Source organism: Aliiglaciecola sp., assembly GCF_039982535.1.
Taxonomy (GTDB): Bacteria; Pseudomonadota; Gammaproteobacteria; order Enterobacterales; family Alteromonadaceae; genus Aliiglaciecola.
In genome coordinates, this window is the sequence record NZ_JBDWYG010000011.1 from 24,759 (window position 1) to 36,885 (window position 12,127).

Below are 12,127 nucleotides of genomic sequence, written 5' to 3' on the forward strand. Positions count from 1 at the left end.
AATCTTAAAATACGTTTGCTGTTGATAATGCTTACTTACGGAAGTCAGCGAATCGCTTACCTTGCTCTGCTAGTTGTTTTAATAAAGGCGCTGGTTCAAACCAAGCTTTTCCGTATTCGCCGAACTCATCACGGTATTTACACATGGCGGCATACACTTTATCTAAACCAATTTCATCCGCGTATTGCATAGGGCCACCACGATGCACAGGGAAACCATATCCGTATACATAGATCACATCGATATCACTGGATTTAGCGGCAATGCCCTCTTCCAAAATGTAAGCACCTTCGTTGATAAGTGTGAAAATACAGCGTTCTAGAATTTCTTGATCACTATGCTCACGCTGCTCAACGCCTAGACGCTCAGCTTCTTTTTTGGCAATCTCTGCTACTGCAGGATCTAAAATAGGTTTTCTATTACCCTTCTCATAAAGGTAGGCACCTTTACCCACTTTTAAGCCCACTCGGCCATCTTCGACCAAACGATCGGCGACCACGGCATAAGTTGGATCATGAGCAATATGTTCTTGTCTAGATTGACGGATGAAATAACCAATATCCAAACCGGCCATATCACCCATAGTGAATGGTCCCATGGGTAAGCCAAAATCATAGATGACTTTATCCACGTGCTCTGGAGATGCGCCCTCAAGAAGCATTCTGTTAGACTCTCGGCTATAAGGTTCGATCATACGGTTGCCCACAAAACCGAAACATACGCCAACTAACACACCCACTTTGCGAATTTTCTTGGCTAATTGCATGCTTGTTTTGATCACATCAGCAGAGGTCTTTTCACCTTTAACCACTTCCAACAACTTCATTACGTTGGCTGGACTGAAGAAATGTAAACCAATCACATCTTCTGGACGTGAAGTACACTCAGCGATCTCATTTACGTCTAAGGTAGAGGTATTGGAAGCTAAAATTGCACCTGGTTTACAAACGGCATCAAGTTGAGTGAAAACTTGCTTTTTCACATCCATCTTCTCAAATACCGCTTCGATAACTAAATCGACATCGGCTAAACCCGCGTATTCTGTTGTGCCTTGTAACAATGCCATGCGGTCTTCAACATCTTGTTGGCTAAGCTTGCCTTTCTTCGCAGAGTTTTCGTAGTTACGACGAATAACACTTAAGCCTTTGTCTAGGGCTTCTTGCTTAAGCTCTAGCATGACAACAGGGATACCAACGTTCGCAAAATTCATTGCAATGCCGCCGCCCATGGTGCCTGCACCAATAATACCGACAGACTTAATTTCTCTGACTGGGGTGGATTTATCAAAATCGGAAACGTGCCCTGCTGCTCTTTCAGCGAAGAAGAAATGCTGTTGCGCACGAGCTTGAGGTGAATTCATGCACTCCATAAACAATTCGCCCTCTTTTTTGAGGCCCTCATCAAGAGGTAAGCGAACTGCAGCTTCAACAGCTTGAATACAGCGCTCTGGAGAGAAGAAACCACGGGCTTGCTTGGCAATTCCTTGACGATACTGCGCAAACAATTCTGCAGGGGCAGTAGCAGGATCAATCTCGATGTCTTTTACTCGTTTGATTGGACAACCATCGCTGATTAGCCCCTGGATGAATGCCAAACTATCAGTTAATAAGCTTTCAGGTTTTTCAACAATTAGGTCGAACACACCAGACACTGAAGAAGCTTTAACAGGCTTACCAGACACAATCATATCCAACGCTTTAGCTACACCGGCTAAACGTGGTAAACGCTGAGTACCACCAGCACCAGGTAAAATTCCCAAATTCACTTCTGGCAAGCCAACTTTATTGGCAGCAAAAGTAATTCGGTAATGGCAGGCTAAAGCAACCTCTAATCCGCCACCAAAGGCTGGACCATTTAATACTGCGATAATGGGTTTGTTGGCATTTTCAATTAGATCGAGGACTTCGGGTAAAGGAGGCTCAATATCTCCTGAAGAAAATTCGCTGATATCAGCACCACCGGAAAATAAACCTAGCTGAGATGAAATAGCGATTGCTTTCACATTTGAATCTTCTAGGGCTTTTTTTATCTCGTCAATTAATCCTATTCGTACCGACTTCGACAATGCATTGACGGGTGGGTTTTGCATCATCACTAAGGCGACTTCACCTTGAATTTGACTTACTACAGCAGCAGATTGTTCAGCGCTCATAAAATCCTCTATTTTTAGATTATGAATTAATAGAACGAAGATACTAGGCCAGCCCAACCAATCATCCAAATTTATTGATTTTATAATTAGAAATAAATGAAATTGATATACCCGATAACAGTTGATTTTGCTGATTATCAGCCAAACTGCTTATAGACGCTTACTTCACAGCTGTTGACTTTCGGTTTTGCATCTGATTTTCTAAGTGTCTAGCTTTACATGCCATTAACACAAAGATATTTTTTAGCTTATTAAAAAATGGTTAGATTTAGACTGATTTTCAACAACTAAATCCAACATCATTGCGCGCTAAAGTAGTAGCTGAAAGGTTGTTAATACGATTTAAATTGTTTTTAAAGAAGGTATATTTTTTTGGACTCACTTCTCAATTTTAGCGGCCAAGTGGCCATGATCACAGGAGCTGCCAGTGGATTTGGTCGTCTGCTGTCACAAGGATTAGCAGCTAGAGGTTGCAACTTAGTAATAAGCGATATAAATCGTGAAGAACTAGACAAAACGGTTTCTTCTCTTCAGTTGGGTGAAAACCAAGTTATATCAATGCTTTGTGACGTCAGCGAAGAAGACCAAGTTAAGGCAATGGTAGATGCCGCCATGGAAAAATTTGGTAGGTTAGACATAGGTGTAAATAACGCTGGCATTGCCCATGCTTTAACGCCCCTGCATAAAATCGATCAAGGCATTATGGACAAGCAAATGGCAGTTAATGTAAATGGTGTTTTATATGGCATGAAGTACCAAATTGAGGCCATGTTAAAACAAGGATCTGGACATATTCTCAACCTAAGTTCAATGGCTGGCATCGGTGGCGCGCCTAAAGGTGCAGCTTACGCCGCAGCGAAACACGCAGTGGTTGGTTTAACCCGTACTGCCGCCGTGGAATATGCCAAAAAAGGGATCCGTGCTAATGCTATCTGCCCTTTTTATAGTCCGACTAATATTTTAGCAGTAGACGGTTTTGACTCTCCAGAAAATCAACAACGTTTAGCTCAAGGATCACCCATGCGACGCTTAGGTGCCCCCCAAGAAATAGTGAATACCATGATATTGATTTTATCGCCTGGCAACTCGTATATGAGCGGCCAAACCATCGCGATTGATGGAGCCGTTAGCGCTTGGTAAAGGGCGTCAGCGCTTGGTAAAACGCCCGAAGTGCCAGCTGAACTAGCTGGCACTAAACAGCAATCACATAAACACTAAAATACTGATATTAAAGGTTATTAATAAACTGATACTGCACCTCCACAATAACCAATATCGCTATATTAAATGACAATTTATTTCCCTAAATAGGAGCCGATAAATGCAAGGACTAATGATGAAAACGCAATTGATGATATCGTCAATTTTGCGTCATGCTGAAAGAAACTTCCCCACCCGTGAAATTGTATCTGTCACCGCAGACAATCCAAGACATCGATATACCTATAAAGATTTTGCCAAACGTACTCGCCAATTAGCTAATGCGTTGGAGTCCATGGGTGTCGAATTTGGCGATCGCATAGGCACCTTAGCTTGGAATGATTATCGTCACCTTGAACTATATTACGGCATTTCCGGGACAGGTATGGTCTGCCATATGATCAACCCAAAACTTTTTCCCGAACAAGTGAATTACATAATCAACCATGCAGAAGATAAAATTTTGTTCGTTGATGTGTTAGTGATGCCATTAGTGGAGTCGTTACAAAGTCATCTGAAAAGTGTCGAAAAGATTGTAGTATTGACCGACAAAGATCACATGCCACAAACGACCTTAGACAATGTCATTTGCTATGAAGATCTCCTAGCCCAATTTGATGATAACTACCAATGGCCTGAGTTCGATGAAAATAGTGCTGCAGGTATGTGTTATACCTCGGGTACAACGGGCAATCCAAAAGGTGTTGTATACAGCCACCGCTCAACTATTTTACATGCCTATGCTGGTTCATTGCCCGATACCACAAACGCTTCATGTAAAAGCGTTACCATGCCTATCGTACCTATGTTCCATGTTAATGCGTGGGGTATCCCTTATGCGGGAGTCATGGTTGGCAGTAAATTAGTTATGCCAGGGCCTAAAATGGCAGATGGTGAAACTTTACAATCTTTGATTGAAAACGAAGGGGTTACCCTCAGTTCAGGTGTCCCCACCATTTGGATGGCGTTATTGGAATACCTTGATAAAACAGGTAAAAAAGTCCCTACTTTAAGCGCCGTTACTTCCGGTGGAGCAGCTTGTCCTAGAGGCATCATTGAGCGCTTCAAAAACGACTATCAAACAGAAGTGAAACAGGGTTGGGGCATGACTGAGATGAGCCCCCTTGGCACTGTGTTTACGTTATCTCCAGGCATGGAAAACCTCACTGATGAAGAAGATACCGAATTAAGACTCAAACAGGGTAAAAGCGTATTTGGCGTCGAAATGAAAATTGTCGACGAAGAAAACAACGAGTTACCTTGGGATGGTGTTGCTTTTGGTGCGTTAAAAGTCAAAGGGCCGTGGATTGCAACAGGTTACTACGGTATGTCACAAACTCCTGGAGATGCTGATTGCCCAGTAGATACAGATGGATGGATGAACACCGGCGATGTTGCCACAATAGATCCACAAGGCTATTTACAAATTACCGACCGTACCAAAGACGTGATTAAATCGGGGGGGGAATGGATAAGCTCAATCGACATCGAAAACGCGGCAGCCAGCCACCCACAAATAGCCGAAGCGGCAGCAATTGGACGTTATCATCCGAAGTGGACAGAACGCCCCTTGTTAGTCGTGGTGCTAGCTGAAAATGCCGAGTTAAGCCGTGATGATGTGATTGAATACTTGAAAGACAGAATGCATAAATGGTCACTGCCAGAAGATGTTGTTTTTGCTAAAGAACTTCCTCATACAGCAACCGGCAAACTGAATAAATTAGCATTACGGGATACCTTTAAAGACTACGAATTCCCCAGCAAATAGTGCAATCAAGCATATATCATAAAGTGCTAAGCACTTTATGATATATCCCCCTCCTGTATTACTCCCTATACCCGTGTATCAATCCCTCTGTATCTTTGTCCAACTAAATTAATTTAAAGTTAAGCCCTAAAATTTTTATTAGTAAAACGGACAGCTCTAGAATGAAAATACTCACCGCTTTGATATTGATCTGCTCTTGGTCAGCACACGCCTCCATTATAGGTACTGAGGTAGTCTGTGGTATTGAGCCGTCAATTATTTGGGATTGTGACAATAAAATGTCTATTGCTAATGAGAATGAAAGTGAATTTAACTTATTATTGGTGGGCACCCCCTATCTTAGTGTAGATTTTGAAGATAACTCACTGATGATCAGTAACCTACAAGACAACTTAGGACTTGGTGCTAACGAATTACTAACCCTATCTATAGTTCCCAGCCTATTCAATCCTGCCGACTTTGACTTACTGACTAATGTGGTGGGTTTTAATGCATCTGATATTAATTTTAATGGCGAGTTATTGGCACTGGATTTACATAATACTCGCTGGTCATCGGACGACTATATTTTGCTCAGCTTCATAAATAGCGCTAGCGCCATATCAAACGCGCCCACCTTGTTACTCTTTTTGATTGGCATCGTTGCTTTAAGGCGACGTTTAATTAAAAACAATCGTAACTTCCCCCTCGAAAAATAATCTTAAATTGATTAGCAATTTGAAACAGGGATAAATCAGTTGATAAGAAAATTATTTATTATTTTAACCTTTGTAATGATAAATGTTTTTTATGCAAGCAACGCTAAAGGAGATATCAATACGGCTTTAAATAGTCTTTGTGCCATCGTCGCTTCCGATGATTATTCGAACTTGCAGCAAAAACTGACTGAAATGAGAACCCAATATAGACTGAAGCTACAACACTATTATGACGGAATTAGTTGTGGTGGGCAGAGTCTCATTAGAACCGCTTTGCTAAATGAAGCTCACCATACAGCGCAACTGTTGATGAAAAACCTGCCTAAGAGCAAATTAACGGCCCCAGAACGCGACGGCAAAACATTGCGACAATGGATTAATGAAAAAAACCTAATGGGCACTCCCAGCTCAGATGTTTTATCAAACCAACTGTAGAAACCTGATGGTTCTTAATCACTCTCACTTAAATTATCAACGCTTTGGTGTATCAATTGAACTCCTTGAGTTTTCTTAAGGTCATGGACTCGAGGATACTCTTCCTCTAACAATGCCAATACAGACATCATGCCCCAATGATAACCAGAAGATAACATCAGGTACGCAAAGTCATTGTGCTTGTTTTGCACCTCGACTTCGCTATAACGAATTGACAGTCGAGATACTTCTTCGCCATATAATTCAACGTTTTCAAACTTATTGATTTCAAAAAACAAAGATTGATATGCCTCTGATTGTTGATATGCGTGACTGTAAACCAATGCATCAAATTGTGCGTAATGTTGATCAAGTAACTTTTGAAATGCTTTGTCGCCATTACGAGCATGCGCCTGTAATCCATTTAAGTTTTCCAGAAGAGCGCTATCAAAAGAACGCCAGACAACCGAATTTCGATACCCCAAATAGTAAGCGTTGCCTTCATCCACTTTTCCATCGCATAGCTCGTCTCGCAAACCTGGAGACAGTTCATTCGCCAGTTTTATTTGGTGGGCATAACCCTTTGCATAACTGATGCTAAAAAGGCGATATGCGAGTTGAGAAACATCTGCTAAAACATTTTTCTCTTGTTCAGAGGTAAATAGAGACTCAGACTCTGCCAAGGTTTGCATAGCGTCAGTGAAAATGGGTTGGTTTTGATTATAAGAGTTGTCTAGTGTTCTGTGGTCTAGATCAGCTGAGCAAGAGTAGGTTTTTAAAAGGTTATTCCAACTTTGTAAGCTGCTAGCCCGCACATGAACCATGCCCGTAAAAATGTTTCCATGGACAAAATGTTCTGCCTGACTTAATAGTTGATTGTGCTCATTGAACGCGTCTAACTCGGCTTTGGTTAATGCCTTTTGGGTCGAACAACCACTTAGCAGCATCCAGCCTGCTAGCAGTAAAACGATAAATTGACGCGCAGATACATCCATGAATAAAAAGGGCCTCAGAAAAATGAGGCCGCAGTGTATTATTTCACTTGCAGTGATTCAAGCACGATTATTAACCACTTATATCATCTACAGTGGATTAATCGGTTTAAGGTCGCAATGCCATTTTACCTTTTACTTCACGCCCTAGTACCTTGTTAAGGGCTTCGTGCGCTCGTTCTAAAGGCAATGTTTGATCAACAATTACTTTTACTTTGCCTTGCAAATACCAAGTAAGTAGCTCTTTCATATTAGCTTGGAATTCTTTAGGTTGATGCTGAGTAAATGAACCCCAGAACACTCCTACCACCGAATACCCTTTCACTAACGCTAGGTTAACAGGGAATTCTGGGATAGTGCCCCCAGCAAAACCGACCACCAACAATCGCCCATTCCAGCCCATACTGCGTGAACATGCATGGAAGGTATCCCCACCAACACACTCATAAACCACATCAGCACCTTTGCCGTCAGTCGCTTCTTTTAACGCTGTTTTCAGATCCTTTTCGGTGTAATTGATCAGGATGTCCGCACCATTTTGTTTGGCAATATCGAGTTTCTCTTGCGTAGAACAAACGGCAATCACTTTCGCGCCCATGGCTTTACCAATTTGGACCGCGGCTAACCCTGTGCCACCAGCTGCACCTGTAACCACTAAGGTTTCCCCTGGTTGAATGTTGGCGCGCTGTTTTAACGCATGATGAGCCGTAGCGTGGGCGGTAACTAAGGCCGCAGCTTCATCGTCAGGAATTTCATCAGGTAAAGGCAGAACATGGGTAGCCGGAACAGCGACCTTTTCAGCATACCCACCTAACATGCACAGAGCGATAACACGACTGCCAACTTTTAAATGTGGAACCCCTTCCCCTACTTCGCTGATCACTCCTGCAACTTCACCACCAGGAATAAATGGAAAGTCTGGTTTGATCTGGTATAGGCCTTGTACTAATAGCCCATCAGGAAAATTCACCCCAGAGGCACTTATATCTACAACAACCTGACCTTTTTCAGCTTTTGGATCAGGTACATCTTCGTAACTCAATTTTTCGACGCTGGCGAACTCTTTACACACTATTGCTTTCATTGATGTTCCTCAATTAATTCTACTGCCATTCTGGCTAACGGCGGTACCATGGCTCCCACCTTATTCGCTTGTGCACTGGATGCATTGCCTTCTTGGGCACGTTTAGCGACACCTTGGGCGATGGCCGCCAGACGGAAGAAACTAAAGGCTAGATAGAAATGCCAATTTTCAATTTTATCTAAACCTGCACGCTGACAATACCAATCAACAAACTCCTGCTCACTGGGTATGCCTAAGGCTTGCCTATCTACGCCACCTAAACCACTAGAATGGCCGATATGCGCTGGCAGACGCAATTGCATGCACTGATAAGCTAAATCAGCCAGTGGGTGCCCTAGAGTGGATAATTCCCAATCTAAAACCGCGATAATCTCTGCTGATGTTTTCGAAAACATTAAATTATCTAGACGATAGTCACCATGAACTAGGGATACTTTGCCGTCATCATCTGGAATATGGTTGCTTAACCAAGTGATCAATGTGTCCATGTCGGGAATAGGATCAATCTCTGATAATTTATATTGTTTCGACCAGCGACTAAGCTGCCGTTCAAAATAATTACCGGCTTTGCCGTAGTCACTCAGCCCTACCTCTTCCACATCCACAGCATGCAAATCAGCCAACACTTGACTCATCTGCTGATACATTGCATGACGTTTTTCATTGCTATCAATCTCTGGCAAGCTACTATTCCAGTAAACCGCGCCATCGACATATTCCATCACATAAAACATACTGCCAATGACACTGGTGTCTTCACACAGGTGATAAACTTTGGCCACTGGCACTTTAGTATCTTGCAATGCATTGATAACTTTAAACTCTCTATCTACTGCGTGAGCAGATTTGAGCAATTTACCTGGCGGTTGACGTCTGAGTACATAACTCGTGTCTCCCGCCGTGATCTTAAACGTGGGATTCGATTGACCGCCACTAAACTTTTCAGCTTTAAAGGCCCCCGTAAAATCAAATACGTTGGCACGAAAATAAGCTTCTAATGTTTCCATATCAAGTTGGTTAACTGAATCTGATTTCGTCACTTCAACCTCTTTAAATAGTTAATTTAGCTGATTAATTGATACTGCGTTTAAATCTAGCTTTGTTGCTTTCCAACATGATCTTTAATCAAATTGCGACCGAGTTGCATCATGTGCACTTGATCTGGGCCATCTGCTAATCTAATGGTTCTTGCATAGGCATAAATAGCTGACAATACAGTATCTTGACTGGTTCCCTCAGCGCCATGCATTTGGATAGATTGATCAATCACTTTGCACGCCATGCTCGGAGCAACAATTTTAATTGCGGCGATAATATCTCGTGATACTTTGTTACCGTAACGGTCCATTTTGTCAGCCGCTTTAAGAGTAAGCAGTCTAGCCTGCTCTATGTCACAATGCATTTGCGCAATAGACTCTCTCACCGATTGCTGCTTACTTAGAGGTTGACCAAATGCAACACGCTTCTCAACCCTTTCACAGGCTAAGTCTAAAGCACGTTGAGCACATCCGATAAGACGCATACAGTGGTGAATTCGACCCGGCCCTAAACGACCTTGGGCAATAGCAAATCCTTCCCCCTCACCGACTAATAAATTGCTCGCAGGCACACGCACATTTTCAAACAACACTTCAGCATGACCAATAGGCTCATCATAAAAGCCCATGGCTTTCATTGGACGCACAACAGTAACACCAGCGGTGTCCATTGGTACCAATATTTGAGATTGTTGTCTGTGTCGGTCTGCAGAAGGATCTGTTTTGCCCATGACAACCATGATTTTACAGTTGGTATTCATTGCACCACTGGTATACCACTTACGGCCATTGATCACATACTCATCGCCATCGCGAACGATAGCCGTTTCGATATTGGTAGCATCACTGGACGCTACCGCAGGTTCTGTCATCGCAAATGCGCTACGAATTTCACCATTTAGCAAGGGCTCTAACCATTGCTTTTTGTGGGCTTCACTGCCGTACTTAGATAATACTTCCATATTACCGGTATCTGGCGCGCTACAGTTAAATACTTCTGGGCTCCATAACACTCGGCCCATTGCTTCACACAATGGCGCATATTCAAGGTTAGTTAAACCCGCCCCATAAGGTAAATATTCTTCAGGTAAAAACAGATTCCACAAATCCGCAGCTTTAGCTTTCTCTTTCAACTCTTGCATTAAAGCAGGCGTTGTCCAGCGTTGCGGATTATTGTCCACAAGCTCAATATATTCTTGTTCTATGGGATAGATATTTTCGTCCATAAACTGGTTAAGACGATCAAGTAAAGCTTGGGTTTTTGGAGAGTAATCGAAATGCATGAAATGTATCCTCTGATTTAGAATACAAAAATAGTAGAGATATTAGTTGTATAAGTTTAATTAATTATTCGAATACTTTTGTATTAGTTTTATATATAAATTGTAATTAACAACCCAATATAAAAGCCAAGCTATTGTTTTTAATAAACTTTTAAAACAAAACAAACACAACAACAACTAAAAACAAAGCAACTTATTGATAACAATTAATTTACACAAAGGGTTAAGGCAAGCATTTACGCATTTTTAAAGAAGCCACTAATGATGAATTCAAAAAAGATCCATATTTGTGACCGATGCTTAAGCCAGAAACAACAGTATTCAGTTGAGATTTACCGAGTTTTATTAAACCTTAATTAACCGTTCGTTAAGCGGTTTTATACTCGGAAAGACATTAAATTTCGGCCAGGAAAACTTGATGGCCAGTATTATCACGCAGTGATGCCAGTTTACACTGGCATCACTCGCTAATTAGGCTTCATCAAACCAATGGCGGGTGCGATTAGCAAACCAAACTAATGAAAGCATTACAGGAACTTCCACCAACACCCCCACTACCGTTGCCAAGGCTGCTCCTGAGTGCAAGCCAAATAACGAAATGGCCACTGCCACAGCTAGTTCAAAGAAGTTAGAGGTGCCAATCATACAAGCTGGGGCGGCAACCTTGTGGGTGAGTTTCATCTTCTTCGCTATAAAGTAAGCAATGGCAAAAATACCGTAAGTTTGAATTAACAGTGGAATGGCTATCAATAGGATTGCTTCAGGCTTGGCTAATATGGTTTCTGACTGAAAACCAAATAACAGAACAACTGTGGCCAATAAACCAATTATTGACCAAGGTTTCATGGTCCCTAAAAATCGATCAATTTGGGTACTTTGTTCGTTCTGCTCTAATTTTTTACGAGTAATTGCACCCGCCACAAGTGGGATCAAAACGTAGAGCACAACAGATAGAAATAACGTATCCCAAGGAACTGTTATATCAGTCACCCCTAACAATAATCCTGCAATAGGGGCAAACGCAAAGATCATAATGATGTCATTGATAGAAACCTGCACTAAGGTGTAGTTCGCATCTCCTTTAACCAGTTGACTCCAAACAAACACCATAGCTGTACACGGTGCTACACCGAGCAAGATCATCCCGGCAATATATTCAGTGGCCGTTTGCGGGTCGACCCAATCTGCGAATAGCCCTTTGAAAAACAACCAGCCTAAAAACGCCATAGTAAAGGGTTTGATTAGCCAGTTGACGACTAAGGTAAGTGCTAAACCTTTGGGTTTTTTACCCACATCTTTTAATGATGAAAAATCAATCTGTACCATCATTGGGTAGATCATTAACCAAATCAAAACCGCAATGACAATATTCACATGGGCATATTCGATACGGGCAATTACCGCAAACGCATCCGGTGCAATACTACCGGCTAAAATACCCAGAATAATGGCTAATCCCACCCACACTGATAAAAAACGCTCAAACATTCCCATGATTT

The 12,127-nt window shown here is 42.0% G+C and carries 10 protein-coding genes; 4 read left to right on the forward strand and 6 right to left on the reverse strand.

The window, feature by feature from the left end; translation table 11 throughout:
• Positions 1–31 precede the first annotated feature (31 nt).
• Positions 32–2,152, reverse strand: a complete 2,121-nt coding sequence (locus tag ABJV04_RS02215; protein ID WP_348489478.1) for a 3-hydroxyacyl-CoA dehydrogenase NAD-binding domain-containing protein — start codon at positions 2,150–2,152, stop codon at positions 32–34.
• 372 nt (positions 2,153–2,524) lie between these two features.
• Here ABJV04_RS02215 and ABJV04_RS02220 point away from each other — a divergent pair, with 372 nt between their 5' ends.
• The 4 genes from ABJV04_RS02220 (at position 2,525) to ABJV04_RS02235 (ending at position 6,253) form a co-directional block, all read left to right on the forward strand.
• On the forward strand, positions 2,525–3,292 hold the full coding sequence (locus ABJV04_RS02220) for a glucose 1-dehydrogenase (protein WP_348489479.1): 768 nt from the start codon (positions 2,525–2,527) through the stop codon (positions 3,290–3,292).
• 181 nt (positions 3,293–3,473) lie between these two features.
• Positions 3,474–5,120, forward strand: a complete 1,647-nt coding sequence (locus tag ABJV04_RS02225) for a long-chain-fatty-acid--CoA ligase (RefSeq protein ID WP_348489481.1) — start codon at positions 3,474–3,476, stop codon at positions 5,118–5,120.
• 161 nt (positions 5,121–5,281) lie between these two features.
• Positions 5,282–5,818, forward strand: coding sequence for a hypothetical protein (locus tag ABJV04_RS02230; protein WP_348489483.1), 537 nt, complete (start codon positions 5,282–5,284; stop codon positions 5,816–5,818).
• 39 nt (positions 5,819–5,857) lie between these two features.
• A complete protein-coding gene (locus ABJV04_RS02235; RefSeq protein ID WP_348489485.1) occupies positions 5,858–6,253 on the forward strand; it encodes a DUF3718 domain-containing protein in 396 nt (131 codons plus the stop codon).
• A gap of 14 nt (positions 6,254–6,267) precedes the next feature.
• On the opposite strand, the gene ABJV04_RS02240 is transcribed toward ABJV04_RS02235, so the two are convergent.
• The 5 genes from ABJV04_RS02240 to arsB all read right to left on the reverse strand — a co-directional run bounded on the left by ABJV04_RS02240 (position 6,268) and on the right by arsB (position 12,122).
• Positions 6,268–7,227 (reverse strand): hypothetical protein, encoded by a 960-nt coding sequence (locus ABJV04_RS02240; RefSeq protein ID WP_348489487.1) that lies wholly within the window; start codon positions 7,225–7,227, stop codon positions 6,268–6,270.
• A gap of 106 nt (positions 7,228–7,333) precedes the next feature.
• Entirely contained in the window at positions 7,334–8,308 is a 975-nt protein-coding gene (locus tag ABJV04_RS02245; RefSeq protein ID WP_348489489.1) for an NADPH:quinone oxidoreductase family protein, read from the reverse strand.
• Positions 8,305–9,315 carry a phosphotransferase family protein gene (locus ABJV04_RS02250; protein WP_348489547.1) on the reverse strand — a complete coding sequence of 337 codons (1,011 nt, stop codon included), beginning with the start codon at positions 9,313–9,315 and terminating at the stop codon, positions 8,305–8,307. The genes ABJV04_RS02245 and ABJV04_RS02250 overlap by 4 nt, the downstream gene beginning before the upstream one ends.
• A gap of 86 nt (positions 9,316–9,401) precedes the next feature.
• Complete coding sequence (locus tag ABJV04_RS02255; protein ID WP_348489491.1) at positions 9,402–10,628, reverse strand: acyl-CoA dehydrogenase family protein; 1,227 nt, start codon at positions 10,626–10,628, stop codon at positions 9,402–9,404.
• Positions 10,629–11,099: 471 nt separating this feature from the next.
• Positions 11,100–12,122: an ACR3 family arsenite efflux transporter gene (gene arsB, locus ABJV04_RS02260; protein ID WP_348489492.1), complete on the reverse strand. Its 1,023-nt coding sequence runs from the start codon at positions 12,120–12,122 to the stop codon at positions 11,100–11,102.
• Positions 12,123–12,127: the final 5 nt, after the last annotated feature.

Bases quoted from the DNA above. Each gene is read 5' to 3' on its own strand.
- arsB (WP_348489492.1), bottom strand. From the start codon at position 12,122: ATGGGAATGTTTGAGCGTTTTTTATCAGTGTGGGTGGGATTAGCCATT.
- ABJV04_RS02245 (WP_348489489.1), bottom strand. From the start codon at position 8,308: ATGAAAGCAATAGTGTGTAAAGAGTTCGCCAGCGTCGAAAAATTGAGT.
- ABJV04_RS02255 (WP_348489491.1), bottom strand. From the start codon at position 10,628: ATGCATTTCGATTACTCTCCAAAAACCCAAGCTTTACTTGATCGTCTT.
- ABJV04_RS02225 (WP_348489481.1), top strand. From the start codon at position 3,474: ATGCAAGGACTAATGATGAAAACGCAATTGATGATATCGTCAATTTTG.
- ABJV04_RS02250 (WP_348489547.1), bottom strand. From the start codon at position 9,315: ATGGAAACATTAGAAGCTTATTTTCGTGCCAACGTATTTGATTTTACG.
- ABJV04_RS02230 (WP_348489483.1), top strand. From the start codon at position 5,282: ATGAAAATACTCACCGCTTTGATATTGATCTGCTCTTGGTCAGCACAC.
- ABJV04_RS02240 (WP_348489487.1), bottom strand. From the start codon at position 7,227: ATGGATGTATCTGCGCGTCAATTTATCGTTTTACTGCTAGCAGGCTGG.
- ABJV04_RS02215 (WP_348489478.1), bottom strand. From the start codon at position 2,152: ATGAGCGCTGAACAATCTGCTGCTGTAGTAAGTCAAATTCAAGGTGAA.